Raw genomic sequence first — 25,245 nt, 5'->3', positions numbered from 1 at the left:
GGAGCGGCTCACTCCGGTTTCGGTTCCAGCAGGCTCAGAAGGTCCTCGCGGCCGAACATGCGGGCAGCGTCGACGGCGGTCGGGTGGCCGGCCGTGGCGTCGGCACCACCGGCGACGAGGGTCCGCACCACGGCGTCCTCACCCTTGAACAGCGCCCCTGCCAGCGGGGACTGTCCCTTGTCGTTGAGCCGGTCGACGTCGGCGCCGCGGTCGATCAGGACCTGAACGGCCACGGCGTGACCGTGGTAGGCGGCCAGCATCACCAGAGTGTCGCCGTTCTGATTGGCCAGGTTCACCGGGACGCCCGCATCGAGGTACGTGGCCAAGGACACGGCGTCGCCGGATCGTGCCGTGTCGAACACACGCCCGGCGAGCTCTTGCAGTTCAGGATCCACCGGCTCGGCGGAGTGCTGAGGATCGTCACTCATGGTCGTCGAAGTTACGCCAGGTTCCAGCCGATTGCGGGAGTTGTTCTGCTTCCACGAGTGGAACAGGCATTATGGAAATCGATGTCCTCAGATCAGTCGAACGGCGCCGACCCCCAGCCGAAGAATGCCGGGCAACCGGAGAAGGCTCCCCGCAGCATGTCCGCGACCACGACGCGTCGCGCGCTCGCGGCCGTCGCGGCAGGTGCCGTGGTGGCGGCGATCGCCACGTTCGCGATCGCAGGCGGTTTCAACCGCAGCGAGAACCTCCCCGCGCACTCCGCCGGTTCCGGACCGCAGGCGACGGGTTCGGTGGACGGCGACGCGTTCGCTTCGGCGGCGGCAGGCGACTGCCTCGACTGGACGCCGTCGAACGATCCGCAGGAAGACCGGAAGGACGTCGCGAAGGTCGACTGCTCGGAGGAACACCGGTTCGAGGTGGCGGCACCGCTGGACCTCAGCGTGTATCCGGGTGCCGAGTTCGGTCCGGGTTCGCGTTACCCGGGTGCGCTGCGGTTCGCCGCGCTGCGCGACGAACACTGTGTGCCCGCCGTCGACTCCTACCTCGGCGCGAAGTTCGATCCGTACGGCAAGTTCAGCGTGGGTCTCATGTTCCCCAGCGAGTCCGGTTGGGCGGCGGGCGAGCGCACTCTGCGGTGCGGCCTTCAATTCTCCAGCACCGCAGGGACGTTGCTGCCGTTCACCGGCAAGGTGGCCGAGCAGGACCAATCCAACATCTGGGATCCGGGCACCTGCATCGGCATCAACCAGAACGTGCCCACCGATCCCGTCGACTGCGCGCAACCCCACGCCTTCGAAGTGATCTCCGTCGTCGACCTGGCCACCCAGTTCCCTTCCTCGATGCCGGCCGTCGAAGACCAGGACAAGTATCTCGAAGGCGTGTGCACGCAGGCCGCCAACGAGTACCTCGGTTCCGCCGACGCGCTGCGCAACAAGACGCTCACGCTGTTCTGGGACAACCTGGAACTCGACAGTTGGCTCGCGGGCAGCAGGCGGGTGAACTGCTCGGTGGGCAAGGAGACCGACGCCGGCGGCTTCTCGACCATCACCGGTTCGGCGAAGGGCGAGATCCTCATCAACGGCGCGGCGCCCGTACCGCCGCCGCCGGTCCCGGAGGGTAGGTCGATTCCGACACCGCTTCCCGGCGCAGCGCCGGTCCCCGGGAACTGATGTGGCGGTGAGCATGACGCCCGACCGATTCGAGGAATTGGTGGGCGACGCACTCGATCTGATCCCACCCCAGCTCGCGTCCGCGATCGACAACGTCGTCGTCCTCGTCGACGACCGCAACGACGAGGACCCGTATCTTCTGGGCCTCTACCACGGGATCGCGTTGACGGAACGGGACAGCCATTACGGCGGATCGCTGCCCGATACGATTACCGTCTACCGCGACGCCCTCCTCGAAATTTGCAGTTCGGAGGAGGAAGTCGTCCACGAGGTGGCCGTCACCGTGATACACGAGGTTGCGCACTACTTCGGGATAGAAGAAGATCGCTTGCACGAGCTCGGCTGGGGATGAACGGTTTTCCCGAGAAGTAATTTCTCGGGATCGGGGGGAACCGAAGAGCGCGTTGCAGCGTCCAAGTGTGTAGGGACAGCTGCACATGCAGTTCGTTTGCCGGGGGGCAACTGCCTTCCGCCTGCCTAGGTCAAGAAGGAGTTCGACGCAATGCCAGCTCTGCACGTCGCACCTGAAGCTCTTGTCGCCGCCGCCCTGGAACTCGACGCGCTCGCCGCGCGTCTCGAGACCGCGGTCGCTCTCAACTCCGCGGCCATCCGCGTGCTTCCCTCCGGGAGCGAAGAGGTCTCGCTGCACGCGGCTGGTTACTTCAATACCGTCGCCAACACGTTCACTCCTGCTGTCGCCCAGGGCATTCTCGAGATGCGCGAGACCGCGAACACACTCCGCACCCAGGCCGCGTTGTATGTCGCCGAGGACCTCGCGCTCGGCGCGTCGCTCGCTGCGGGCATGTGACGGCCGGCGCCTCGAGACCACCAGGAGATCAGATATGACCATGGGACTGACAGGTGTCATCTGGTTGCCCCGAGGGGCAACCGTCAACTCGACCACCCTCGCCGCCGGCGCGGGTCCGGTGCCGCTCAGCGTGGCGAGCGCGGCGTGGACGGCGCTGTCCACGAGCTTCGTCGACGCCAACCTCACACTCGTCCGCGTGATGGCCGAACTCGCGGCCGGCTGGCAGGGAGTGTCCGCGGTCGCGGCGCTCGCCAAGATCACGCCGTTCACGGTGTGGACGGCGGAATGTGCCGAACTCGCCGCGGACACCGCAGCGAAGGCCGGGCTCGAAGCGGGCGCCTACACCACCGCCGCGCTCATCATGCCCAGCATCCCCGAGATCGTCGCAGTGAAAACCGCGAAGGCCACCGCGTACACGACGGGTGGGGCGCTCAACGGCACCGCCGCGGCCGCCGAAGCCGCGGACCGCGCGATGGACATTCGCGCCGGGCTCGTGATGGAGGGATACGAGGCCGCGTCGAACATCCTGGCACTCAAACGCACGTACAGGCAGCCCCCTCGTATCGTCACGAAGGCCGATTCGAAGGAGGTCGGGACCTTCGACGAAATCCCGTCCGACGGTGAATTCGATCCGACGCGTGCCGCCGCTGCCGCACTGATGGCCGCCGGCCAGAACCCGGCCGTCACCACGGCCGCGTCGCAGGTCGGGAGCATCGCGGGCACCACCGTCTCGACCGCCACGTCGGCCGCGAGCAACATCGGTGGCGCGGCATTGTCCGCGGTCACCGGTGGCGGCGTCACCCCGATGGTGGGCGGTGCGCCGATGATGTCCGGCGGCGCGTACGGCGGCGGCTCTGCCTCGACCAGCGCGGCGGCAGCCCGCACCTCGGTCGGTGCGATCGGTGCGGGCACCGCAGGCGGGGCGACCCTGCCCGAGGGCTGGGGCAAGACGGACGGCGGCCAGGGCGCACGGCCCGGCGCACCGGCAACCGCACCCGGCGGGGTGATCGGAGACGTTCGCGCCGACGTGAACCCGGCTGCGGCGGCGCGCGGCGCCACCGGCAGCGGACCGATGACGGTCGGACGTGGAGCGGGCGCCGCCGGGGCGGGTTCACAGGACGAGGACGAACGGGAGACCCCCGACTACCTGAAGAACTTCGAGCACTTCTCCGACGGACGCACCGTCATTCCGTCGGTCATCGGCGCGAACCCCGACCACCGGGAGTCCGGACGGTGATCGACCTGGGCACCCAGCCGGGCGTACCGACCCTCCCGGCGGTGACCCTGAGCCTCGACGAAATGGATTATCTCGTCGACACGCTCGCACTCGACGTGCTGCCGGTGGTGCTCGACGCCACCCCGCGGTACGACACGTACGACGCCAGGGACGCAGCGTTCCGCGGCGCCGTCGACACCCTCGCCGCCCGGGACCTGCTCCCGGGCGGTGGGGTTCACCCCGAACTCGCCGACCGCCTACGGGTTCTCGCCCGGCCTCTGTGGGAGATCGCCCTGCGCTGGTACGGCGACGGCAGCATCTCGAGACTGTGCATCTCCCAGGGCGATGCCCTCTCGGTGCTGGCCCTGCGCGCCGGCGACACGTACGTCGTCCAGGATGCGGGCGCCGACATCTTCGCCCCCGTGATCGGAGCGCTGGGGGCCGCAGAGCCGATGAACGTCGGCGTCGTCAACGCACCCACGGTCCAGCTCGGCGAAGCCTTCGATCAGGGCGGGGACGGCAAGACGCTCGCCGCCACCCTCACCGCACTCGGGGTGAGCGCGGTCGACGCGACCGTCCTCGGCAACGCGATGGCCGGCTGCACCACCTACGCCGAGATCGTCGGAATCGTCTACGGCGACGGACGATACGACCCCGTGGGCGGGCCTGTCACAGTCTTCGACACGTCGGCGGGACGCATCGTCGGCACGTCCAGTGTCTCCGCGCACGGGGCGGGGTGGTCGTCGCTCAGTCCCGGCACCCCGCAGCGCCTGCGGCAGGCGCTGGAGTCGCTGGCCGACCGGCTCCGCTGACCTACACCGGTTGCCGCTTCCACCAGGCGCCGGTCTCGCGGCGCTCCTTCCAGGTGGTGAATTCGTACCGGTACATCCGCGCACGCACGTGTTTCGGCGGCTCCTCCGGGAACGGGTTGTACTGCAACAACTTCAGCGTGTCCCGATCGTTGCGCAGCAGCCTCTCGACGAAACCCCGGAACCACGGTTCGGCGTAGCCGGGCGAGATCGCCGTGAACCAGAACAACCAATCGAGCCGCAGGTGATACGGCGCGAACTGGCGCGGTCGCCGGTTGACGTCACCCGGTTTTCCCTTGAAGCCGTACTCCTTCCACACGGAGTGCACACTGGAGTGCGCGTCCGACGTGCCCTCCACGATCACCTCGTAACGCACCCGGGTGATGCTCCCGAACGCGCCGTACGTGTTGACGAAGTGCCACTTGTTGAACGACGCATTCATGCGTTGCCCGTGGGAGATCATGTTGCGAATCGGCCAGTAGCTCAACACGACGACGAGCGCCGTCACCGCGATCACCAGCACGACGAAGGGCATCGGCGCCGAGTCACTGGCGGCCGGGACGTCGAACGGCAGCACCTTCTCGTACACGTTGTCCGGGATGACGGACAGCCCCAGCACGATGGTCGTCCAGTTCAGCCACGAAAAGTTACCGCTCGCCACCAGCCACAGTTGGGTGACGATCATGATCGTCGCGGCGACGGCGGCGACCGGCTGCGGCGCGAACAGCCCGAACGGCACCACCAACTGAGCGAAGTGGTTGCCGAGCACCTCCACCTTGTGCAGCGGCTTCGGCAGCCGGTGGAAGTACCAGCTGAACGGTCCGGGCATCGGCTGGGTTTCGTGGTGGTAGTACAGGCAGGTGAGGTCCTTCCAGCATCGGTCGCCGCGCATCTTGATCAGCCCGGCCCCGAATTCGAGACGGAACAGCAACCACCTCAGCACGAGCAGCACGAGTATCGGCGGACCGACCGAGGCGTTGCCCAGGAAGATCGCGAGGAAACCCGCCTCGAGCAGCAACGACTCCCAGCCGAAGCTGTACCAGATCTGGGAGACGTTGACGATCGAGAGGTACAGCACCCACAGGGCGAACCACACGAGCATGCACGCCGCGAGCGGGACGACCTGCGTCAGACCGAGCAGCGCGGCGAGAGACAGTGCGGTGCCGGTCCAGCAGACCGCCTCGAAGAATCGGTCCGAGTAGTGGAAATGGAAGATGCTCGGTGAACGTCCGAACGAGACCGCGCCGAGAAAGTTCGGGACGGGCAGCATCCCGTTGCTGCCGACGAGCGGCCTGAACTGGTTTCTCGCGGCCACGAACGCGACGAGATAGATCGCGGCGAGCCCCTCGGTGACGAGCAGCCGACCGAGTGAATAGTCATCGCCAACGAACCAATCCACCGCCGTCACTCCTCGAGGACGGTTTCCTCCATCGTCGCGCAACCCCACAGTGCGCGCAACGACGTCACCCCATCGGGTCGTCCGCGCCGGGGATCACCCGGTGCTCGAACGGTGGCTCGACGGTTCCCCAGCGCACGCACTCCCAGCCGCCGCCCGCGAGCGGTGTCAGCTCCACCGACTGGGTGTTGGCCAGATGATTGTTGGCGGCGAACAGCCCGGGCACCCCGGCGAGTTGCGCCGCCACGAGCCGGATGGCGGCGCCGTGGCTGACCAGCACGACGTCACCCGATTCCGCCGTGTCGTCGAGGTATTGCTCACGCAGGGCGTCCACGACCGGCACATACCGTTCGAGGATGTCGTGGGCGGATTCCCCGCCGGGAACCCGGGCGTCCAACTCGCCGGTGTGCCACAGGTGGAACGTCTTCATGAACAGCTTGTGCGACTCCTCGTCGCTGCGGTCCTCGAGTTCACCGGCCTGGGCCTCGTGCAGGCCTTCCCGCACCTGGACGGCGATGCCCGACGCGAGTTCGACGAAGCGCGCCGTCTGCCGGGCGCGCAGTGCCTGCGAGGACACGAGGGCGGCCGTCGTCGCCTTGGCGGCGAGGTCGGTGCCCAGTCGTTCGGCCTGGGAGAGCCCTTCGGGTGTCAGCCGGGCACCGGGCAGCCGGGTGTCGAGCCTGCGCTCGACGTTGGCCTCGGTCTGCCCGTGCCGGATCAGGATCAGCTTGCCGCTCACGATTCCCTCTCTCCCTGACGGATTCGTTCGATCCAGTCCGCTGCGTCTCCGTCGGACGGCGGCGGCGGGCCGCTGGGGTTCGCCGCGGGCCAGGACCCGAGGAACCGCACGTGCGACTTGCGGTGCAGCGCACGGAACGCCTCGGCGACGAGCGGGTCGTCGATGTGCCCGATGCAGTCGACGAAGAAGCGGTACAAGCCGGGGGTGGTGCGGACCGGGCGCGATTCGATCCGGATGAGATCGATTCCGCGGGTCGCGAACTCGGAGAGCACATCGACGAGGGAGCCGGGGGTGTTGTGGGGTTCGAGCACGGCCGAGGTGCGGTCACCGCCGGTGCGGGCGGGCACCCGGGTCGGCGCGGTGACGAGAACGAACCTGGTGCGGGCGCTCTTCTCGTCCGCCACCCCGTCGGCCAGGCTGCGCAGCCCGAGCCGTTCGCCCGCGAGCGCGGTGGACACGGCGGCGTCGGCGAGGCCGTTCGCCACGTCCTCGGCGGCGCCTGCGTTGGAGGACGCCGTCTGGAGTTCGGCGCCGGGGCAGTTCTCCTCCAGCCAGATTCGCACCTGACCGGCCGCCACCGGGTACGCCCGCACGGTGCGCACCTGATCGAGCCGCTCGATGCCTGCCCCGCCGAGGATCGTGAACGCCACGTCGAGCTCGGTCTCGGCCACGATCTGCAGGCGGTCGCCCAGCGCGAGCGAGTCGAGGGTGGGCACCACGGCCCCCTCGACGGAGCTCTCGATGGGAACGACAGCACCGTCGACGACGCCGTCGCGTACCTTGGCCAGGCTGGCGGGCGGACTCGTCGCAGCTACCCGCTCGACCGGGCCGTCGAAGGCACCCGCGGCCTCGAGCTGGGCGAGCGCCATCTCCGTGAAGGTTCCCGAGGGTCCGAAATACGCGATCTTTGGCACGCCTACGAGATTACGCACCGAGCGTTGACGGACCGGCGCATTGACGGTGAATGTTTACCGCAGACCCGCGTCCGCCAGCTCACGGGCCACGAGTGCCGGGTCGTGCACCTCGACCCCCAGCAGGACCTCGCGGACGGCCTCCGCGGCCTCGGGGATCAGCGAGGTGAGTCTCGTCGGATCCGGTGCCGCGAGCGCCGCCCGCACGTCGTCGCCGCGAAGGGACGCGACCGTCCCGGACAGCAGCGCGAGCACCTCCGCCGTGTCCCGGGCCCTCGCCACGTACCCGACGTCCGCGTGCGCGAGGACGGCCAGGAAGTCGGCGACCTCGCCGATGGCGTGCCCGTTCGCGAGGCCCGGGATGCGGCCGGCGTCCGCGAGTTGCTGCGCCGACTCGGCCAGACCGAGGTCGTCGCTGCCGTCGACCGTGACGAACACCGCGAGCGGAGACGGCAGCCGGAGAGCGACCGCGTCGCCGAGCTGGTCCGCGGGGCAGTCGAGGTGGAAGCGGACCGCCTCGTAGGAGGCCTGCTCGCTGGTGCGGAGAACGGCGGGATCGACGTCGAGACCCACGATGACGCGGCCGGCGTCGGTCCCGACGGCGTCGAGCAGTGCGGACGCTGGGACCACCCGCGGTCCGAGTGCGCCGCCGACGGCCGGGCTCGTGTCCCGGGATCCGCTGAGAAGTTCCGCGAGCAACGACTGCGGTCCGCGGGATCGCGGGACACCGAGGGTGAGAGGTATAGCCACCTCCCCACCGTAATGCCCACCTCGTGGACCGGAATCGTCTCGGGGTCTTGCCATCGCCGACTCGGCCACATTAGGTTAGGGTTACCTCAGTATCGCGGAACCCTGAAGGAGGCTCCATGCCCGTCACGACCACCGGTCCGTCCACCGCCGAGCGTGTGCGTAGCTCGTGCGCACGGACCCAGGACGCGGTACTCGCCGTCGAAGGCAGCGCACCGACCGTCACGTCGGTACACCACCTGCGGTCCAGCGGCGACGTCGTCGTCGCGGTGCCCACCGAATCGGCGGCCGCCACGTTGTCCTGGCTCGCCGGTGGCGGCGGAATCCCCGCCGTGCTGGAGCTGACCGACAACTCACCGCTCGCGCTGCGTGAGCCCGTGCGGTCGCTCGTCTGGCTGCGCGGCACCCTCCACGCCCTCTGCGAGGCACACACCCGGACGCTGGCCGACGAGGTGGCGTCCGAATACCCGCACCCCGGACTTCTCGACGTCGGGCACGATGCGACGCTGCTGCAGCTCCGCCTCGAATCGGCGGTGGTCGCCGATTCCAGTGGCGCCGAACCCGTCGCCCTCGACGACCTGCTCGCCGCCCGGCCCGACCCGTTCTGGGAAATGGAGACCGCCTGGCTTCAGCATCTCGACGAGGACCATCGCGACCTCATCGACATGCTGTCCCGCAAACTGCCGCCCCACATGCGATGCGGACGTGTCCGCCCCCTGGGCATCGACCGGTACGGGCTGCGACTGCGCGTCGAGAACGATCACGGCGATCGCGACATCTGGATGCCGTTCTCGGCGCCGGTCGACGACGCCGTCGCGCTGAGCAGGGCGATCCGACTGATGGTGGGATGCCCGTTCGTGAACGGACTCCGCGCGCGCGGCTGATCGGTATTCCGGTTCGGCGCACGCTAGCGTGTGCCGCGTGATCTCGCGTGCAACGCTCGCCTCCTGGATACGGCCTGCCCCACCCGAACCGGCGGCTCCGCCGGCCACCGGGAGCGAGCGGCGGGCCCTGTGGATCGAGATCACGATCGTCCTGCTCGTCACGTTCGGGACGAGCGGACTGTCGGGACTGCTGTCACTGTCCGAATCGCTGCTGACCCCCGGAAACCTCGCCGATCAGGCCGTCGCCCTCAATGTCTCCCGCGCGGAGAACCAGATCATCGACGTCGCCCGGCAATTGCTCGGCGTCGTGAAACTTCTCGCGTGGGCTGCGCTGGGTCTGTACCTCCTGTGGCGCAGCGGCCTCGGCCCGCGCGCCGTCGGGCTCGGCCGACCCCGGTGGCGTCCCGACGCGACGCAGGGTGTCGGGCTCGCCGCGCTGATCGGTCTGCCCGGGCTCGGCTTCTACCTGCTGGCCCGCGCGGTCGGCGCCAACCTCACCGTCGTGCCCAGCACCATTGGGGATCACTGGTGGCGGCTGCCTGCTCTGATCCTGTGGGCGATCGCGAACTCCGGCGCGGAGGAAGTGCTCGTCGTCGCATATCTGATCACCCGGCTGCGGCAACTCGGGTGGGGCGAGAATTCGTCACTGCTCGCGTCGGCGGTGCTCCGCGGGACATACCACCTCTACCAGGGTTTCGGGGGCGGACTGGGCAACGTCGCCATGGGTCTGGTGTTCGGCCGGTACTGGCAGAAGACTGGACGGTTGTGGCCTCTCGTGATCGCCCACGCCACCATCGATTCGGTCGCGTTCGTCGGCTACGCCGCCCTGCGCGGGCACGTCGGCTGGATTCCGTAATCCGGCCGGACCAGTAAAGTCGTGCGGGTGACCGGCGACGCCCCCTATCCTCCGCTGCCGCCCCGTCCGCCCCGGCGGACGCAGGGCGGGCAGCAGGTGCCGCCGCCCCCGAACCGCCGAATGCCACCACCTGACCAGCGAGTTCCTCCGCAGACGCGGCGGGTGCCACCGCAGGGTCCCCCGCAACAGGGACCTCCTGCGCCCCGCCCGCGACATCCCGCTCCCCGGCAGGGTCCCCCCGCGCCGCCGCCGGAGGGCACCCAGGTGATCCGCCGCGACGGACGCGGCGCCCCGCCGCCTCAGCAGGCGTGGTCGCAGGCCCCCGAACCGCAGTTGTCCCGGTCGGCGCCGCCGCAGGGACCGCGCGGCTACGCGCCCACCCAGACGCCGCAGCCCTACCGTGACGCGCCGCCACCGCCGCCTCGGGTGCCCGACCGGCGTCCCCCTCGCACGCCACCACCACCCCCGCCGCTCGCACCGCCGCGGACCCCGGAGCCCCGGGGGCAGCGACGCCCCAAGCGCAAGCGGAACTGGGGCCGGCGCATCGGCATCCTGTTCCTGGTGCTGGTCCTGGCGCTCGCGGGCATGACGTACTACCTCGACAGTTCGCTGAACCGGATCGACGCGCTGGCCGACTACCCCGGCCGGATCGACGACACCCCCGGCACGAACTGGCTGCTCGTCGGATCGGACAGCCGCACCGGGCTCACCCCCGAGCAGGAACAGCAGCTGTCGACCGGCGGCAACAGCGGCCCCGACCGCACCGACACCATCATCGTGGTGCACGTCCCCAGCGGCGGCGGCCCGGCGACGATGGTGAGCATTCCGCGCGACTCGTACGTGTCGATCCCCGGCTACGGCGAGGACAAGATCAACGCATCGTTCGCGTTCGGTGGTCCGCAACTGCTGACCCAGACGGTCGAGGAGGCCTCCGGTCTGCACATCGACCACTACGCCGAGATCGGGTTCGGTGGTTTCGCCGGCATCGTCGACGCGATCGGCGGCGTCGACATGTGCCTGGACACCGCCATCGACGATCCGCTCGCGGGGATCAACCTCGCGCCCGGCTGCCAGGAACTGACGGGGGCGCAGGCCCTCGGCTTCGTCCGCAGCCGTGCGACCGCGCTCGCCGACATCGACCGGATGAACCATCAGCGGATGTTCATGGCGGCGTTGATGTCGAAGGCCACCAGTCCCGCGACGTGGCTCAACCCGTTCCGCGTCTGGCCGCTCGTCACCGACACCGCCGCATCGCTGCGTGTCGACGAGAGCGACCACATCTGGCACCTCGCCGCACTCGCGTGGGCGGTGCGCGGCGACATGATCACCACCACCGTCCCCGTGGGCGGTTTCGAGGACGTCGACGGCGCCGGGAACGTGCTGCTCTGGGATCACGACCGGGCGTCGCAGTTCTTCGATGCGCTGGCGAACGACCGTCAGGTCCCGGCCGAACTGGTCACCACCGGACCGTGACCGACGCCCGTAAACTGACACCCATGTCTCAATCGGCGACGAAGACCCCCACCGAGTTCCACGCCCTCCTGCTGCAGCAGATCCGCAACGAGTTCACCACGTCCCAGCAGTACATCGCGGTAGCCGTCTATTTCGACTCGCACGATCTCCCGCAACTGGCTCGCCGGTTCTATTCGCAGGCCGCCGAGGAGCGTGGCCACGCGCTGATGATGATCCAGTACCTGATCGACAACAACCTCCACGTGACCGTCCCCGGCATCGACGACGTAGTCACCGATTTCGATTCGGTGCGCGCCCCCGTCGCCCTGGCGGTGGAACGGGAACGCGTCGTCACGGAACAGATCACCAAGCTCGCCCGAACGGCCCGCGACACCGGCGACTACCTCGGCGAGCGGTTCATCCAGTGGTTCCTGGAGGAACAGGTCGAGGAGGTCGCGAGCATGCACACCCTGCTCACGATCGTCGAACGCGCCGGCGACAACCTGTTCGACATCGAAGATTTCATCGCCCGCGAGATGAGCGGGAACTCGCCGGTCCGGCCGGGTGCGCCGAAGAGGGCGGGCGGCGGGGTCTGACCCTTCCGGGTCAGCAGCGGGTGGGCGCCGGTTCGCCGCGGAACCGCGCGGCCACGTATTCGTACGCGTCCGGAAAGCCCACCACTGCCGTCGTCATGTGCTCGGATATCTCGTACGGGACGAACGTCAGTCTGGCGCCGGCAGCGCAATAGCGGTGCGCGGTCTCGGCAACCGAATCGAACGGTGTCAGCCCGTCGAGGGTGCCGTGCCACAGGTAGAGGGGCGCGGTCGGGACACCGTCGAAGTACCGCAGACTGTTGTCGCGCAACACCTGATGCGCGCCCGAACTCGCCATGAGGCTGGTCGACGCGGCCAGCTGTCCGGCGCTGCGAAAGGCGCCGTGAAACAGGAGGAACCGGCGGCATTCGTTCGACATCCACTCGCGCAGCCACAGTCCGGTCGCGTTCAGCTGCGACGAAATCGGTAGCTGTTCCGGGTATTCCCGTTCCAAGCCGATCGCGGCAGCGAAAGCGAGCCCGAACCCCGGGTGCGGATTGAATCCCAGGCCCTGGGCCATCTGCTCGAGGTCCGCGGGAATCCCACCCGCCACCACCGCGTCGAGTTTCAGCTCCGGCGCATAACTCGGGGCCAGCGCCGCGGCCCACGCGCTGGCCATTCCCCCACCCGAATACCCGGCCAGCGCTACAGGGCTGTGCGACAACCCCAGTTCGGCCACCCGCTGCACCGCCCGGACACTGTCGAGGGTGATCATGCCGCCGAGTTTCGCGGCACCGTAGGCGCCGGTCGGGCCGAGATGGTCGGGCACCGAGACCGCCCAGCCGCGTTGCAGACCCAGATACAGGCCCGGCGACTCCTGCAGTTCCAGATTGAACAACGACCGCGACGGGGCGCACTTGGTTCCGAGCGAATTCACGATGGCCTGATACGACACGAGCGGAGGATTCGCGACACCGCGGGGAAGCAGAACCGTGGTGACGGCCAGGATCGGATGTCCCGTCGAATTCGTCGACCGGAACGCGATCTGCCACCCGTCCGAGTTCGCGTACATCCAGGTGTCGATCCGGCGCGTCCGCACGACGTCGCCTGGACGAAGGACCCCGAGGTCGGCCGGAGCGAGGTAGAAGGGGTCGGGATCCGGCCACGGATACAACGGTTCGGCCTGCGCCGGGGCCGGAATCGCCGCCCCCAGGAAAAGGGCACCGAGAATCAACGCTAGCCACGCACCGGATCGTCTCAACATGTGCCTGCCCCTCCGCACCGTCGGAACGCTGTGAATTTTATACACGGGCGAGGCCCCGCCGACGTGGTTTGCCGCGTTCCCGTCGAGGATCCGCCGCCAGCTCAGGTTAGGAAAATGACATCAGAATGGTGCCGAAATTAGGTTGACTTTAGTTTGGGCAAGCTTTCCAAAATTAGGTCCAACTTGGATGACACCCGCTCTGACCAGCGATATTATCCATTTCATGACTTCCACTGACGCGCACAAGACGAAATTCCACGCTCTGCTCCACGATCAGATTCGCAACGAATTCAACGCGTCACACCAGTACATCGCGACTGCCATCTATTTCGACAATGCGGACCTGCCGCAGTTGGCCAAGCACTTTTACAAGCAGGCCGTCGAAGAGCGCAACCACGCCATGATGATCGTCCAGTACTTCCTCGACCGCGACATCTCCGTGGAACTGTCGGGTGTCGACGCGGCGAAGGGCCAGTTCGAGAACGCACGCGAGCCGATCGCCCTCGCCCTGACGCAGGAGCAGACGGTTACCGAGCAGATCGTGCAATTGGCGAGCACCGCCCGCGAAGAGGGCGACTACCTCGGCGAGCAGTTCATGCAATGGTTCCTCAAGGAGCAGGTCGAAGAGGTCGCCAGCATGACGACGCTGCTGACCATCGCCGACCGCGCGGGCAGCAACCTGTTCGACCTGGAGGAGTTCGTCGCACGCGAGATGAGCGGCCCCGCAGACACGTCCGGGGCACCGCACGCAGCGGGCGGTTCCATCTAGGCGGCTCCGCCGCCCGTGAGTGGTTGACGAGTCTCTGTACTCCTCAACCACTCACGAGCCCGAAGGGCCTAACGCAACGTGACCTGACGGCCACGCAGTCCGTCGCGGGCGCGTCGCTCCTCGGTGGTGAGCGGCGCGTCGACGGCGAGTGCTTCGGCCAGTCGCTGACCGAGTTCGACGGTCGCGGCGGCCCACTCGTTCGCATGCTTTTCGCGGTCCAGGTCGAACACCGGGACCAGCAGACCGTGCGTCCGGAACGACCCGGCGTAGCGCGAGCCCTCACCGAGGTGCAGGCCGCCGGTCGCGTGCACGCGCGCCAGGGCCAGCATCAGATCGTCCTCGTTCTCCGGGCGCACCCAGCGGATGTGCGCCTTCTCGCCCGCATCGACCCACCACGCCGCGACGACGCCTTCGGCCTCGACTCGCGCGGACGGCATGATCGCCGCATTCGCATGCTGCACGGTGGTCGCGACCTCGGGGGCCGGCTCCACTCCTTCGGGGATCCACCAGTTGAAATCCTGGTGCACGGTGATGTCGAGAGGTGCGTCCGCGTCGATCACGTCGGCCAGTGCCGGGGTGTCGGATCCAGGGTTGGCGGAGGCCAGCGATTCGCCGGCTGCGGCGTCACGGACCCAGGCGACGGACGCGGCCAGATCGGCGCCGAGATCCGCGGAATGCGCCTGGACCTGCACACCGACGAACCCGGTGGCACTGTCGCCCTCGTCGCGCACCAGCGCCGCGACGGCACCGGGCAGCACGGTCGCGAGCGTCACCGGACGGGACGAATCCTTGACGGGCAGCGGGGCGGTCGCCGACGGGACGAACTCGCGCAGCGCCACCAGATCGCATTCGGCGGCGAGGCCTTCGAACGGCCGGGTCACGGCCGCTGCGGCGCTCTCCCGTTCCGCCTGCCGCTGCGCGAGCTTCTCGGCGCGGGCACTACCGGGCTTCGGACCACTGTTTCTCTTGCTCTTCTTTGCCACGACGCCAAAACCTACACGCCGACGCCGGTCCGGTCAGGACGCCAGCCACTTCTTGGTGCGGCCGGGGTGGTTGGTGGCCACCCAGCTGACCCCGAGTTCGCGGCACAGTTCGACGTCGCTGCGGTTGTCGACGGTCCAGCAGTACGTGGCGCGTCCCGCGGCGGCGGCCTTGTCGACCATGTCCGGGTGTTCGTGCAGCGTCTTCACCGACGGACCGACCGCGGTGGCGCCGACGGTGGTCGCGGCTCCCCCGCCGAGGTACCGGGCGGATTCTCCGAGCAGCACGGTCGGGAGCATCGGCGCCGACCGGCGGATCCGCCACACCGCTCCGGCGGAGAACGACATCACGACCGCGCGGGAGTGGTCGGCGGACGGCGGTGCGGCGATGCCGAAGCGTTGCAGTTCGGCGAGCACCTTGCTCTCGACCAGGCCACCGAACCGCACGGGATGCTTGGTTTCGATGAAGAGTTTCACCGGGCGCGCCGACCAGTCCAGGGTGAGCGCGATCAGCGCGCTCAGCTCGAGGAGTTCGGCGGGCTCGTCTTCCGTGCCGTAGTTGAACTCCGCCAGCTCCTCGAGGGTCATCTCGCTGACGACGCCGGCTCCGGTGGACGTCCGGTCGACGGTGCGGTCGTGGACGCACACGAGGTGGCCGTCCCGGGTGAGCCGCACGTCGCATTCGAGCCCGTCCGCGCCCTCTTCCAGCGCCAGCTCGTACGCGGCGAGTGTGTGTTCCGGCATGGCCGCGGATGCGCCGCGGTGCGCCACCACCAGGGGGCCGCGCCGGTCGGGGCTCACGGCGCGACGGCTTCCCGGTCACTGGCCGCGGACGTCTTCTCCGCGGGCTTCTCCGCAGCCTTCTCCGCGTCCGTCTGCGGCGGCGGACCGGTGGCGATCACCCAGCGGGTGACGGGTTCCTTCGCCCCCTTCAGTGTCCGGCCCTCGAGCCGCCGGAGCACCATCAGTGCGAGTACGGCGGTCGCGGAGGCGACCAGCGCCGTGAAGGCGGCCAGCAGGACACCGTCCGCCATGGCCTGCAGACCCGGCCTGGAGCGCCAGAACCAGTTGAAGACGACAAGCACGGCCCCGAAGATCCACAGGCTCCACCAGGCGCGGACCAGCAGGACCGCGCGGGGGTCGCGGCGGATCACCTCGAGCAGGTACACACCCGGCATCACCAGGTTCAGGCCCGGCACCGCGCAACCGGCGATCACCTCGGTGGGGGTGCGCGGGTCGGACGTCTTGGCCCGGGCGAACGTGCGGCGCCGCATCCGCAGCAACCAGCACACTCCGCCGATCCCCGACAGCAGTGCGAGGAGCATTCCGCCGGCCTGGCCGAGGAACACCGCGATGTCGGACACGGCGAGCAGGGTGGGATCGATCAGCCGGGTCCGGTTGCGGAGGAGGACGGCGTATCGGCCCAGTTCGGCGATCACGGCGAACGCGTACAGACCGGCGGTGAGGGTGAGGAAGGAGGCCGTCTTGCCGGCGAGCAGTTCCGGCCAGTCGCGGCGCGCGGAGGGTGATTCGACGTGATCGTGGAGTCCCCAGCGGGGGATCTCGGTGTAGTGCGGGGTGGGGCCGGCCGTCGGCGCCTCGGCCGCGAGACCGCTGCGCCGCAGCGGGGATCGCGCGATCCAGCGGAACCCCCGGCTCGCGGGTGGTTGGTGCTGGTCGGTGCGGACGGGGGCGAGCAGCACACCGTGGCAACGCGGGCACCACTGCGCCGGGGAGCCGAGGACCGGCCACCGAGCCGCGCATCGCGCGCACACCTGAACGACGACGCTCATGCCCTCCGCACCCACTTCACATTGCCGATTCTGTCACGACCCGCGAATGCGGGCAGCCCACGACCGAATCGTCCTTCTTGGGGAGAATGTGTGAGCTGCACCACGAGAAATGCCGAGTTATCCACAGTTTCCACAGGTTCATACACAGTTATGGACAGTGTGAGTAGTGCTCATACACAGGTCAGAGCGCATGCGAATCCGCGATTGTTGACAGCTTCGGATGAACGGTCCACAACGGTGGATGAACTTGACATCGCAGCTCGGTGAACAATCGGACTCGGTGACCGACGGCTCGGCCCGGAATTACCCCTCCAGTTCGGATCGCCCGCGAAGCGACCCGAGAACTCCGGACCGGCCGTCGTCTCCCCCACCTGTGCCGGGCGAAAATGTCCCGACACTTGATCTGACGCAGCCCGGCGCGGTTTGGTTCCACCCGATCTGTAATCTCGGAAAACGATGACGGACGACGTCGGATCGCGGTGGCACCTCGGGCCCGCCCGTGTCCTCCAGGTGGCCGCCGCCCTCGTCGTGGTGCAACTTCTCGTGCGGACGTGGGTGGCCGCCCGCAGCGACTTCTACTGGGACGATCTGATCCTTGCCGGACGCGGTGGAAGCCTCCCGCTGCTCTCCGCCGACCTGCTGCTCTACGACCACGACGGTCATCTCATGCCCGGGGCCTTCCTGGTGGCGGGTATCGCGACGCGGGTGGCGCCGTATCAGTGGATCCTGCCGATGCTGACGATGATCGCGTTGCAGGCGGTCGCGTCGTATGCGGTCTTCCGGTTACTTCGCACGATCCTCGGTCCACGACCCGTCCTTCTCGTTCCGCTGGCGATCTATCTGTTCTCCCCGCTGACCGTGCCGGCGTTCGCCTGGTGGGCGGCGGCACTCAACGCACTGCCCCTGCAGATCGCGCTGGCCTGGGTGGCGCGCGACGCCCTCGAACTGTGCCGCACCGGGCGGCGGCGGTACGCGGTGTCGGGCACGCTCGTGCTGATCGCGTCGCTGCTGTTCTTCGAGAAGTCCGTCGTGGTCCCGTTCGCGGCGTTCGCGACCGTGGCTCTGCTCGCGCACGTCGGCGAGCGGGAGCGGCCGGTGCGGTCGACGCTGCGGCGAGGCGCGGCCCTCTGGCTCCCGTCGGCGGCGGTGCTCGCGGTGTGGGCGGCGTTCTACTTCTCCACCGTCGCCTCACAGTGGGAATGGGCGGGTGCGTCGCGCGCGTTCGAACTGTTCCACCACGGCACGTCGCTCGGACTGCTGCCCACGTTCGTGGGTGGGCCGTGGACGTGGGATCGGTGGATTCCGAGTCCCCCGTGGGCCTCCCCGTCGACGGCGCTGGAGGTGGTCGGCTGGGTGGTCCTCGTCGCGGCGGTCGTCGCGACGGTCCGGTTGAAGCGCCGCATCGGCTGGGTGTGGGTCCTCACGGCCGCGTATTTCCTGCTGTCGGTGACCGCGATGGTCGTCACCCGCTGGGGCGCGGACACCACCTACGAACTCGCGCAGACGCTGCGCTACTACACGGACACCGCGGTGATCCTCGCGATCGCCGTCGCCGTGATCGCCCGTGCACCCCGCCGACGCGCCGACCCGGTCCGGGTGCGGCCGCTGGTGTCCGTCGCCGCCGTGGTCGCGTTCGTCGCGAGCAGCCTGTGGTCGACGTACACGTTCACCCGCAGTTGGGAGGAGAACCCGACCACCGCGTACCTCGCGACCGCGCGTGCGTCGCTCGCCGAACGGGATGACGCGCCGATCCTCCAGCAGCCTGCGTCCATCTGGGTGCTGTTGCCGGTGGCGTACCCGAACAACCTGGTGAGCCGGGTCTTCGCCCCGCTGCGCGACCGCCCCGAGTTCTCCGACAGCACCCCCGACCTCCGGATGATCGACGACGCGGGTTCGGTGGTCGACGCCCAGGTCACGTGGGTGCGCGCGATCGATCCCGGACCGGTTCCGGACTGCGGGCACCTGGTCGACCAGCGCAGTTTCGTCCCGCTTCCCCTGGACGGACCGCTGACCGGCTGGGAGTGGACTGCGCAGCTGAACTACATGGCCACCGCGGACGGTGAGATCGCCGTCGCCATGGAGGTCGGCAGCCCGGTGCGGGTGCCGGTGCACCGCGGCCCGAATTCGGTGTTCGTGCGACTCACCGGCGGCGGGCAGAGCGTGCGGGTGAGCACCCTGACCCCGGACCTGTCGCTGTGTATCGGCGCGGGCCCGGTCGGGGTCGTCGTGCCGAAGTAGTTACCGCCCGTACCGCGACCAGGCGACGCGGGCACTGGCCGCGCCGACGATCGCGGCGGCCACGTCGTCCCAGCTCGCAGCGGGCAGCCCGAGCTTCGCGAAGAGGGAGCGGCGCGGCCCGGTCATCTCGAGGGTGGCGTCGGGGAACCGCTTCTCCACCACCTCGCGCAGTGTTCCGATCCCGTCCACGATGCCGAGTTCGACGGCGCGGCGTCCCAGCCAGACGTCGCCGTTGAACAACTCGGCCCCGTCCGCCTTCAGCTTGTCCCCCCGGCGGCCGACCACCCAGTCGCGGAACTCGTCGTGGATGCCTTCCTGGATCTGTTCGAGCCACTGCACGTCCTCGGACTTCTCGGCGAAGAACGGGTCGAGGCGGGCCTTCGCCTCGCCGGCCGAGTGCAGCCGCCGTTCGATGCCCAGCCGGTCGATCAGTTCGGAGAACCCGAAGCCCGCCGAGATGACACCGACGGAGCCGACCACCGACGTGGCGGTCGCGTAGATCTCGTCGGCCGCGCAGGCCAGCCAGTAGCCGCCGGACGCGACGACGTCCTCGCAGAACGCGAGCACGGGCAGTTCGTGTTCGGTGGCGAGCTGACGGATGCGGGCGGCGATGTATTCGCTCTGCGTCGGCGACCCGCCGGGGCTGTTGATCAACAGCGCCACCGCTTTGGCACCGTGCGTGGTGAACGCGCGTCGCAACGGTTCCTCGACGGATTCCGCGCTCAGCGCCCGCCCGAACCCCGCTCCGCCGGACGCGATCATCCCCTGCAGTCGCACCACCGGCACCACGCCGGCGCCGGAGCCTCCGAACGCGTCGGGCAGCTTGTCGGCCAGCGGTTTCGGCAGGTTCAGTGGGATCTTGGCCATGAAATCAGCGTACCGATCACGGATCGGGCAGAGTGGTTCACATGGAGTTGCGAATCTTTACCGAACCCCAGCAGGGTGCCACCTACGACGATCTTCTGGCGGTGGCGCAGGCCGCCGAACGTTTCGGCTACGGCGCGTTCTTCCGGTCGGATCACTACCTCGCCATGAACACCGAGGGGCTTCCCGGACCGACCGATGCGTGGATCACGCTGGCGGGTCTCGCCCGCGAGACGTCCACGATCCGTCTCGGCACCCTCGTCACGTCCGCGACGTTCCGCTATCCCGGACCGCTGGCGATCTCGGTGGCGCAGGTCGATCAGATGAGCGGTGGCCGCGTCGACCTCGGCATCGGCGCCGGCTGGTACGAGGAGGAGCACCAGGCGTACGGCATTCCGTTCCCGCCGTTGAAGGAGCGGTTCGAGCGGCTCGAGGAGTCCCTCGCCGTGATCACGGGGCTGTGGCGCACTCCGCTCGGTGAGACGTTCTCCTACGACGGGACGCACGTGACGGTCAAGGATTCGCCCGCACTTCCGAAGCCGCGGCAGCCGCAGGGTCCGCCCGTCCTGATCGGCGGCACCGGCAAGAGGAAGACTCCCGCGCTGGCCGCGAAGTACGCGGACGAGTTCAACGTCCCGTTCCAGTCCGTCGACGAGACGCGGGACGTGATCGAACGGGTCCGGCTCGCGTGCAAGGCGATCGATCGCGACCCCACCGAGTTGGTGTACTCCAACGCGCTCGTCCTGTGCTGCGGGCGCACCGAGGAGGAGATCGCGAAACGCGCCACCAGCATCGGACGCGAGGTGAGCGAGCTGCGGGAGAACGGACTCGCCGGGTCGCCCGCCGAGCTCGTTGACAAGATCGGCCGCTACGCCGAGGCGGGGTCGCAGCGGATCTACCTGCAGACCCTCGATCTGAGCGACCTCGACCACCTGGAACTGGTCGCCAGTGAGGTCGTTCCGCAACTGAGCTAGGCAAGCTCGAGTTCGGCGGCCACGACGACCGGAAGATCGAGGGGCAGCGCGGCCACCCCGATCGCCGTCCGGGCGTGGCCGCCGATGTCCGGGCCGAACACGTCGAGCACCACCTCGGAGAACCCGTTGAGCACCGCGGTGGTCTGCTCGTAGCCCGGTTCGGCGTTGACGAATCCCGTGACGGTGAGCCACGCACCGATGCGGTCGAGATCGCCCACCGCGCGGCGAACCCCTGCCAGCACCGCGAGGGCGGTGAGCCGGGCTGAGTGCGTGGCATCGGCGGCCGACACGTCGGCGGGAACGGAGCCGAACGGTCCGGCGGGTGTGCCGTCCTCGGCGAGCGGCCCGTGACCGGACACCAGCACTCTGCGGCCGTGCACGCGTACCCAGCTGAACGGCAACTCCACCCCCGGCGGCAGCTGGACGGCGCGGGGCAGCACCAGCCCCAGATCACGTAGTCGGGACTCCGCGCCCATCACCCCTCCGCTCGACGACTGCCCGGGTCATTCGGCGTGCTCAGCAACATTCCGTTCCCTTTCCACCGGTGGAAAGCTCGAAGTACGACCGGAACGGCCGTGTCACTCGAGTGCGCCGGAGGTTGTCATGGGTTCTGCGGAAGAAGCGGTAGTGCGTCGATTCTACGAGGAGATGAACAACGATCGGAAGAACGAGATAGCGGAGGAGCTGTTCAGCAGCGACCACGAGATGCACGATCCCCAGGTCCCGGGTGGGCCGGGTCCCGCGGGAATGGCGGCGGCGATCTCGGCCTATCAGAACGGGGTGGACGGGCACTGGACCGTCGAGGAGATGTTCTCGGCCGGCGACCGCGTCGTCGTGCGCTGGACGGGAACGGGAACACACGTCGGTGAGATGAACGGGATTCCGCCGACCGGAAACAAGATCCGAGTGGATGCGATCTCGATCCATCGTCTGGCCGACGGCAAGATCGCCGAGACCTGGCAGGTGTGGGACACACTCGGATTCCTTCAGCAGCTCGGCGCGGTCCCTGCGAGCTGATCCCGGCACGCCCTCGGGAGGGTGCAATGAAGTACGTGATTACCTGGACGCTGCGTGACGGTGGGTCCGCCGCCGAGAACGAGGCAGCTGCGCGGCGGAGCCTGGAAGTGTTCGCGAGATGGACGCCGGCGGAAGGGGCGACCTTCCATCATTTCCTCGGTCGCCTGGACGGAACCGGGGGATTCGCCTTCGTCGAGGCGGATGACCCGAACGACATCTTGGACGGTCCGACGAAATTCGGACCTTTCTTCGAGTTCCACGTCTACCCTGTCGCCGACATCGCTGTCACGACGCAGGCTGCGCAGCAGGCGGTCGAGTTCAGGGGCTCGATCAGCTGAGCGGGCTCAGTGCCGGGTGGTCGAATCCAGGAACTGGCGGAGGTCGCGGTCCCACTGCGCGTCGCGGCCGCGGTTCAGGGAGGCGCGGCAGATGAGGAAGCCGGACAGCGCGATCATCATCACCGCGAACCAGGTGAACATCCCGGCGATCACGCCGGCCACTCGTGCCGCGGACGGCGACATCGGTTCGGTGGTGAGGTTGCCGTCGGCGTTGACCCAGATGTCTTCCTTCGTTCCCGAAGGCGTGGCGGGGTCGACGGTGATGTCGGCGTGGCGGGTTTCGTTACCCCACGTCCACTTGGCGGGGGCGGTGTCGACGCCCGACGGTGCGACGTCGGAGGTGACGGACACGCCGGTGGAGTCGGCGAGCGTGGTGGCGGAGACGGTGCGGTAGTCCGCGACTTGCTTCTCCGCCAGCGTCAGCTGACTGTCGATGGTCCGGGCGCCCACGAGGATGGCCAGGGGCAGCATCGCGAACGCGAGCACCACGACCGCGAGGGTGAGCATGTTCTCGATCCGGTCCGAGCGCCGGAGTAGCGGGTTGTGCCGCTGACGGGCCGACCGCTGACGCAGCCCCCGTGCTGGAGAGTTGTTCCACATTCCGGATCCGGTCCTCTCGCCGACAATTCCCTACCATCCAGGGTCGTACGCAAGGCAAACAAGATCAAGTCGATCCGGTGTGTCTTTGGGCACTGTGCCGTAATACACTCATCTGCTCCCCGCCATCTCACGATGCTCCTTGGGGCTCACTCCGCGCACGCGTTTGAACGCCGCACTCAGCGCGAATCCGCTCCCGTACCCGACGCGCTGGGCCACGGACGCGACCGTGGCATCGGGTTCGCGGAGCAGATCCGCGGCCAGGGACAGCCGCCAGCCGGCGAGGAAAGTCATGGGCGGTTCGCCGACGAGGTCCGTGAACCGTCGCGCGAGGGCAGCCCGCGACAGGCCGGTTTCCGCGGCGAGCGACTCCACGGTCCACTGGCGGGAGGGGTTGTTCTGCAGGATGCGCATTGCCTTGCCGACCACCGGGTCGCTCTGCGCCCGCACCCACGACGGTGCCTCGGCCGCCGGCCGCGCGAACCAGGCGCGCAGCACCGCGATCAGCAGCAGGTCGAGCAAACGGTCGAGCACCGCTTCCTGTCCGGGTTCGTCCCGCACAACTTCGTCGTGCATGAGGGTGACCAGCCGCGAGTCCCAGTCGGCGCGGCGCTGCACGACGAGTTCCGGGAGCGCGGCCAGCAGTCGCATGCTGATCTCGCCCGGGGTCTGGTACGTCCCGGTCAGCATGACCGTGCGGCCGCCCGCACTGTTTCCCCAGGTGCGCACCCCGAGGTCCATCGCCTCGGCGAGTGGTTCCCCGCGGAGCGTCGTGCAGCTCTGGTCGGGGTTGATGATCACGTTCGGCGGGGTGTCCGGATGGTCGGCGACGACGTAGCGCTCGGGTCCGCGGACGATCGCGACGTCACCCTCGGTGAGCTGCACCGGCTCGCCGGTGTGCGGGAGGATCCACGCTTCGCCCCGGCCCATCGCGACGAGGCTGAGCGGCGCGTGGTCGTCGATCTGCAGCGACCACGGCGGTTCCATGATCGAGCGGAGCACGAACGCGCCTGCGGCACGGGGACCACTGATGAGACCGGCGAGGGGATCCACACATCCAGCGTAGACGCTCGCGTATGGATCGGCGCGTTTCAACCATGGAAAGTCTCGACGTCGCCGTCTTGACTGAAAGACATGACAACGACACCGCACACACTCGTCCTCACCGGCACCGGCAAGGTCGGTAGCCGCGTCCTCGCCCGGCTCGCCGCCGCGGAAGTACCTGCCCGGGGCGGCTCCCGCTCCGGCCGTCCCCCGTTCGACTGGGAGAACAGGGACACGTGGCGGCCCGCACTGGACGGAATCACCTCGGTGTACATCGCCTACTACCCGGATCTCGCGGTGCCGGGAGCGGCGGAGGTCGTCGAGGAGTTCGCGGGCCTGGCCGTCGCGAACGGCGCCCGGCGACTCGTCCTGCTCTCCGGTCGCGGCGAAACCGAGGCCGAGCGCAGCGAACTCGCGATCCGCAAGGCGGGAGCCGAGTGGACGATCCTGCGGTCCAGTTGGTTCAGCCAGAATTTCAGCGAGAGCTTCATGCTCGACTCACTGCTCGCCGGCGACCTCGCACTGCCCGTCGATGGGCACGTGCTCGAACCCTTCGTCGACGCCGACGATCTCGCCGAGATCGCCGTCGCCGCACTGACCGGGGACCGCCACGCCGGCGAACTCTACGAACTGACCGGACCGCGGTTGTTGTCGTTCGGTGACGCCGTCGCCGAGATCGCGGAGGCAACGGGTCTCGAAATCCGGTACACCCCAGTCACTTCGGAAGAGTATTCGACGGCCCTGGCTGGGCAGGGGGTACCGTCCGACGCGATCGGCCTGCTCACCTACCTGTTCGACGAAGTGCTGGACGGGCGCAACGCATCACTCACCGACGGGGTGGAACGCGCTCTGGGGCGCGCACCCCGCGACTTCACCGACTATGTCCGCGCCGCAGCAGCGGCCGGTGTCTGGAGGGTCTGACCGTGGAGCGCTATCTGACGATCGTCACGGCGGTGGGCGCCGGCGTGGTGGGCGGCGTGATGTTCGCGTTCTCCACGTTCATCATGACCGGACTCGGTCGGCTGGAGCCGGCCCAGGGCATCGCGGCGATGCAGGCGATCAACCGCGAGGCGCCGAACTTCTGGTTCATGACCGCGTTGTTCGGCACCGCACTGACATCGATCGTGCTCGCGGTCGTCAGCGTGGTGCGGCACGACGGTTCGGCCGTCTACGCGGTAATCGCCTGCGTGCTGTATCTCGTGGGAATCGCCCTGACCGTCGTCTACCACGTGCCGCACAACAACGCGCTGGACGCGATCGATCCCACCGCGGCCGATTCGGCGGCGTACTGGCGCGACTACGTGTCGGGATGGACCGGGTGGAACCACGTGCGCACCGTCAGCGCCATCGCGGCGTCCGCGGTGCTCACGTGGTCCGCGACCCGCGGTTGAGACCGGGGG

Annotated in this window: 29 protein-coding genes; 16 read left to right on the top strand and 13 right to left on the bottom strand. The window is 68.7% G+C overall.

Translation table 11 applies throughout. The features are described 5' to 3' along the window. Window positions 1–8 precede the first annotated feature (8 nt). Window positions 9–428 carry an ankyrin repeat domain-containing protein gene (locus QM806_RS10470; RefSeq protein WP_005248859.1) on the bottom strand — a complete coding sequence of 140 codons (420 nt, stop codon included), beginning with the start codon at window positions 426–428 and terminating at the stop codon, window positions 9–11. 81 nt (window positions 429–509) lie between these two features. Between QM806_RS10470 and QM806_RS10465 the strand changes: the two genes are divergently transcribed. The 5 genes from QM806_RS10465 (at window position 510) to QM806_RS10445 (ending at window position 4,452) form a co-directional block, all read left to right on the top strand. Next, window positions 510–1,616 carry a septum formation family protein gene (locus QM806_RS10465; protein WP_005260456.1) on the top strand — a complete coding sequence of 369 codons (1,107 nt, stop codon included), beginning with the start codon at window positions 510–512 and terminating at the stop codon, window positions 1,614–1,616. A gap of 1 nt (window position 1,617) precedes the next feature. Then, window positions 1,618–1,968 (top strand): metallopeptidase family protein, encoded by a 351-nt coding sequence (locus QM806_RS10460; protein ID WP_005260457.1) that lies wholly within the window; start codon window positions 1,618–1,620, stop codon window positions 1,966–1,968. Window positions 1,969–2,118: 150 nt separating this feature from the next. Then, window positions 2,119–2,424, top strand: a complete 306-nt coding sequence (locus QM806_RS10455) for a PE domain-containing protein (RefSeq protein WP_005568845.1) — start codon at window positions 2,119–2,121, stop codon at window positions 2,422–2,424. 34 nt (window positions 2,425–2,458) lie between these two features. Further along, complete coding sequence (locus QM806_RS10450) at window positions 2,459–3,661, top strand: PPE family protein (protein WP_064080277.1); 1,203 nt, start codon at window positions 2,459–2,461, stop codon at window positions 3,659–3,661. After that, window positions 3,658–4,452 carry an ESX secretion-associated protein EspG gene (locus QM806_RS10445; protein WP_167120544.1) on the top strand — a complete coding sequence of 265 codons (795 nt, stop codon included), beginning with the start codon at window positions 3,658–3,660 and terminating at the stop codon, window positions 4,450–4,452. The genes QM806_RS10450 and QM806_RS10445 overlap by 4 nt, the downstream gene beginning before the upstream one ends. Window position 4,453: 1 nt before the next feature. Here the strand turns inward: QM806_RS10445 and QM806_RS10440 are convergent, their stop codons facing one another. From QM806_RS10440 to QM806_RS10425, 4 genes are read right to left on the bottom strand one after another with little or no spacing between them, the layout of a single operon-like run. Next, window positions 4,454–5,857, bottom strand: a complete 1,404-nt coding sequence (locus QM806_RS10440) for a lipase maturation factor family protein (protein ID WP_283291312.1) — start codon at window positions 5,855–5,857, stop codon at window positions 4,454–4,456. A gap of 55 nt (window positions 5,858–5,912) precedes the next feature. Beyond that, window positions 5,913–6,584, bottom strand: coding sequence for a histidine phosphatase family protein (locus QM806_RS10435; protein WP_242322344.1), 672 nt, complete (start codon window positions 6,582–6,584; stop codon window positions 5,913–5,915). Further along, on the bottom strand, window positions 6,581–7,498 hold the full coding sequence (gene pheA / locus QM806_RS10430) for a prephenate dehydratase (RefSeq protein ID WP_005573465.1): 918 nt from the start codon (window positions 7,496–7,498) through the stop codon (window positions 6,581–6,583). Before pheA ends, QM806_RS10435 begins: the two co-directional genes overlap by 4 nt. A 54-nt stretch (window positions 7,499–7,552) precedes the next feature. Next, entirely contained in the window at window positions 7,553–8,245 is a 693-nt protein-coding gene (locus QM806_RS10425) for a hypothetical protein (RefSeq protein ID WP_005573464.1), read from the bottom strand. Between the two features lie 116 nt (window positions 8,246–8,361). Here QM806_RS10425 and QM806_RS10420 point away from each other — a divergent pair, with 116 nt between their 5' ends. From QM806_RS10420 to QM806_RS10405, 4 genes are all read left to right on the top strand, one after another. Next, the gene (locus QM806_RS10420) at window positions 8,362–9,126 is read left to right on the top strand and encodes a DUF2470 domain-containing protein (RefSeq protein WP_005573463.1); all 765 of its coding nucleotides are present in this window, start codon (window positions 8,362–8,364) and stop codon (window positions 9,124–9,126) included. A gap of 37 nt (window positions 9,127–9,163) precedes the next feature. After that, window positions 9,164–9,982 (top strand): CPBP family intramembrane glutamic endopeptidase, encoded by an 819-nt coding sequence (locus tag QM806_RS10415; protein ID WP_054248860.1) that lies wholly within the window; start codon window positions 9,164–9,166, stop codon window positions 9,980–9,982. A 264-nt stretch (window positions 9,983–10,246) separates the two neighbouring features. Further along, complete coding sequence (locus QM806_RS10410) at window positions 10,247–11,455, top strand: LCP family protein (protein ID WP_231137786.1); 1,209 nt, start codon at window positions 10,247–10,249, stop codon at window positions 11,453–11,455. 23 nt (window positions 11,456–11,478) lie between these two features. Beyond that, the gene (locus QM806_RS10405; protein WP_283291309.1) at window positions 11,479–12,030 is read left to right on the top strand and encodes a ferritin; all 552 of its coding nucleotides are present in this window, start codon (window positions 11,479–11,481) and stop codon (window positions 12,028–12,030) included. A gap of 10 nt (window positions 12,031–12,040) precedes the next feature. Here QM806_RS10405 and QM806_RS10400 read toward each other — a convergent pair whose 3' ends face one another. Further along, window positions 12,041–13,231 (bottom strand): lipase family protein, encoded by a 1,191-nt coding sequence (locus tag QM806_RS10400; protein WP_120659926.1) that lies wholly within the window; start codon window positions 13,229–13,231, stop codon window positions 12,041–12,043. Between the two features lie 223 nt (window positions 13,232–13,454). On the opposite strand from QM806_RS10400, the gene QM806_RS10395 reads away from it, so the two are divergent. After that, window positions 13,455–14,000, top strand: a complete 546-nt coding sequence (locus tag QM806_RS10395; RefSeq protein WP_005260470.1) for a ferritin — start codon at window positions 13,455–13,457, stop codon at window positions 13,998–14,000. 68 nt (window positions 14,001–14,068) lie between these two features. Here the strand turns inward: QM806_RS10395 and QM806_RS10390 are convergent, their stop codons facing one another. From QM806_RS10390 to QM806_RS10380, 3 genes are read right to left on the bottom strand one after another with little or no spacing between them, the layout of a single operon-like run. Then, window positions 14,069–14,983, bottom strand: a complete 915-nt coding sequence (locus QM806_RS10390; RefSeq protein ID WP_120659927.1) for a DUF5926 family protein — start codon at window positions 14,981–14,983, stop codon at window positions 14,069–14,071. A 33-nt stretch (window positions 14,984–15,016) separates the two neighbouring features. After that, window positions 15,017–15,781, bottom strand: a complete 765-nt coding sequence (locus QM806_RS10385; protein WP_133985904.1) for a glycerophosphodiester phosphodiesterase — start codon at window positions 15,779–15,781, stop codon at window positions 15,017–15,019. Continuing rightward, window positions 15,778–16,773, bottom strand: coding sequence for a DUF4328 domain-containing protein (locus tag QM806_RS10380; RefSeq protein WP_210461318.1), 996 nt, complete (start codon window positions 16,771–16,773; stop codon window positions 15,778–15,780). Before QM806_RS10380 ends, QM806_RS10385 begins: the two co-directional genes overlap by 4 nt. Window positions 16,774–17,229: 456 nt before the next feature. On the opposite strand from QM806_RS10380, the gene QM806_RS10375 reads away from it, so the two are divergent. Further along, entirely contained in the window at window positions 17,230–19,011 is a 1,782-nt protein-coding gene (locus QM806_RS10375) for a hypothetical protein (protein WP_054247496.1), read from the top strand. On the opposite strand, the gene QM806_RS10370 is transcribed toward QM806_RS10375, so the two are convergent. Then, on the bottom strand, window positions 19,012–19,878 hold the full coding sequence (locus QM806_RS10370; protein ID WP_210461317.1) for a S49 family peptidase: 867 nt from the start codon (window positions 19,876–19,878) through the stop codon (window positions 19,012–19,014). Between the two features lie 41 nt (window positions 19,879–19,919). On the opposite strand from QM806_RS10370, the gene QM806_RS10365 reads away from it, so the two are divergent. Next, the gene (locus QM806_RS10365; RefSeq protein WP_005562550.1) at window positions 19,920–20,849 is read left to right on the top strand and encodes an LLM class F420-dependent oxidoreductase; all 930 of its coding nucleotides are present in this window, start codon (window positions 19,920–19,922) and stop codon (window positions 20,847–20,849) included. On the opposite strand, the gene QM806_RS10360 is transcribed toward QM806_RS10365, so the two are convergent. Continuing rightward, entirely contained in the window at window positions 20,846–21,325 is a 480-nt protein-coding gene (locus tag QM806_RS10360; RefSeq protein ID WP_005562552.1) for a RidA family protein, read from the bottom strand. The two genes, QM806_RS10365 and QM806_RS10360, sit on opposite strands and share 4 nt — an antisense overlap. Window positions 21,326–21,452: 127 nt before the next feature. On the opposite strand from QM806_RS10360, the gene QM806_RS10355 reads away from it, so the two are divergent. Both QM806_RS10355 and QM806_RS10350 read left to right on the top strand, forming a co-directional pair. Next, the gene (locus QM806_RS10355) at window positions 21,453–21,866 is read left to right on the top strand and encodes an ester cyclase (RefSeq protein WP_005562554.1); all 414 of its coding nucleotides are present in this window, start codon (window positions 21,453–21,455) and stop codon (window positions 21,864–21,866) included. Between the two features lie 26 nt (window positions 21,867–21,892). After that, window positions 21,893–22,204, top strand: coding sequence for a DUF3303 domain-containing protein (locus QM806_RS10350; protein ID WP_005562556.1), 312 nt, complete (start codon window positions 21,893–21,895; stop codon window positions 22,202–22,204). A 6-nt stretch (window positions 22,205–22,210) separates the two neighbouring features. Here the strand turns inward: QM806_RS10350 and QM806_RS10345 are convergent, their stop codons facing one another. Together QM806_RS10345 and QM806_RS10340 are read right to left on the bottom strand one after the other, a co-directional pair. Continuing rightward, window positions 22,211–22,804: an Rv1733c family protein gene (locus tag QM806_RS10345; RefSeq protein WP_043787769.1), complete on the bottom strand. Its 594-nt coding sequence runs from the start codon at window positions 22,802–22,804 to the stop codon at window positions 22,211–22,213. Between the two features lie 108 nt (window positions 22,805–22,912). Beyond that, the gene (locus QM806_RS10340) at window positions 22,913–23,854 is read right to left on the bottom strand and encodes an AraC family transcriptional regulator (RefSeq protein WP_054247497.1); all 942 of its coding nucleotides are present in this window, start codon (window positions 23,852–23,854) and stop codon (window positions 22,913–22,915) included. 81 nt (window positions 23,855–23,935) lie between these two features. Between QM806_RS10340 and QM806_RS10335 the strand changes: the two genes are divergently transcribed. Next, window positions 23,936–24,766: a Rossmann-fold NAD(P)-binding domain-containing protein gene (locus QM806_RS10335; protein ID WP_054247498.1), complete on the top strand. Its 831-nt coding sequence runs from the start codon at window positions 23,936–23,938 to the stop codon at window positions 24,764–24,766. A 2-nt stretch (window positions 24,767–24,768) separates the two neighbouring features. Continuing rightward, the gene (locus QM806_RS10330; RefSeq protein WP_005260482.1) at window positions 24,769–25,236 is read left to right on the top strand and encodes an anthrone oxygenase family protein; all 468 of its coding nucleotides are present in this window, start codon (window positions 24,769–24,771) and stop codon (window positions 25,234–25,236) included. Window positions 25,237–25,245 lie beyond the last annotated feature (9 nt).

Source organism: Rhodococcus sp. IEGM 1351 (assembly GCF_030056875.1).
GTDB lineage: Bacteria > Actinomycetota > Actinomycetes > Mycobacteriales > Mycobacteriaceae > Rhodococcus_F > Rhodococcus_F opacus.
Note: the sequence above shows the minus strand (reverse complement) of the source record. Positions and strands in the feature narration are given on the sequence as shown.

Excerpts from the sequence above, each read along its gene's own strand:
- QM806_RS10470 (WP_005248859.1), bottom strand. The coding sequence starts at position 428 with ATGAGTGACGATCCTCAGCACTCCGCCGAGCCGGTGGATCCTGAACTG.
- QM806_RS10465 (WP_005260456.1), top strand. The coding sequence starts at position 510 with ATGTCCTCAGATCAGTCGAACGGCGCCGACCCCCAGCCGAAGAATGCC.
- QM806_RS10455 (WP_005568845.1), top strand. The coding sequence starts at position 2,119 with ATGCCAGCTCTGCACGTCGCACCTGAAGCTCTTGTCGCCGCCGCCCTG.
- QM806_RS10450 (WP_064080277.1), top strand. The coding sequence starts at position 2,459 with ATGACCATGGGACTGACAGGTGTCATCTGGTTGCCCCGAGGGGCAACC.
- QM806_RS10420 (WP_005573463.1), top strand. The coding sequence starts at position 8,362 with ATGCCCGTCACGACCACCGGTCCGTCCACCGCCGAGCGTGTGCGTAGC.
- QM806_RS10405 (WP_283291309.1), top strand. The coding sequence starts at position 11,479 with ATGTCTCAATCGGCGACGAAGACCCCCACCGAGTTCCACGCCCTCCTG.
- QM806_RS10400 (WP_120659926.1), bottom strand. The coding sequence starts at position 13,231 with ATGTTGAGACGATCCGGTGCGTGGCTAGCGTTGATTCTCGGTGCCCTT.
- QM806_RS10395 (WP_005260470.1), top strand. The coding sequence starts at position 13,455 with ATGACTTCCACTGACGCGCACAAGACGAAATTCCACGCTCTGCTCCAC.
- QM806_RS10380 (WP_210461318.1), bottom strand. The coding sequence starts at position 16,773 with ATGAGCGTCGTCGTTCAGGTGTGCGCGCGATGCGCGGCTCGGTGGCCG.
- QM806_RS10375 (WP_054247496.1), top strand. The coding sequence starts at position 17,230 with ATGACGGACGACGTCGGATCGCGGTGGCACCTCGGGCCCGCCCGTGTC.
- QM806_RS10370 (WP_210461317.1), bottom strand. The coding sequence starts at position 19,878 with ATGGCCAAGATCCCACTGAACCTGCCGAAACCGCTGGCCGACAAGCTG.
- QM806_RS10365 (WP_005562550.1), top strand. The coding sequence starts at position 19,920 with ATGGAGTTGCGAATCTTTACCGAACCCCAGCAGGGTGCCACCTACGAC.
- QM806_RS10360 (WP_005562552.1), bottom strand. The coding sequence starts at position 21,325 with ATGGGCGCGGAGTCCCGACTACGTGATCTGGGGCTGGTGCTGCCCCGC.
- QM806_RS10355 (WP_005562554.1), top strand. The coding sequence starts at position 21,453 with ATGGGTTCTGCGGAAGAAGCGGTAGTGCGTCGATTCTACGAGGAGATG.
- QM806_RS10350 (WP_005562556.1), top strand. The coding sequence starts at position 21,893 with ATGAAGTACGTGATTACCTGGACGCTGCGTGACGGTGGGTCCGCCGCC.
- QM806_RS10345 (WP_043787769.1), bottom strand. The coding sequence starts at position 22,804 with ATGTGGAACAACTCTCCAGCACGGGGGCTGCGTCAGCGGTCGGCCCGT.
- QM806_RS10335 (WP_054247498.1), top strand. The coding sequence starts at position 23,936 with ATGACAACGACACCGCACACACTCGTCCTCACCGGCACCGGCAAGGTC.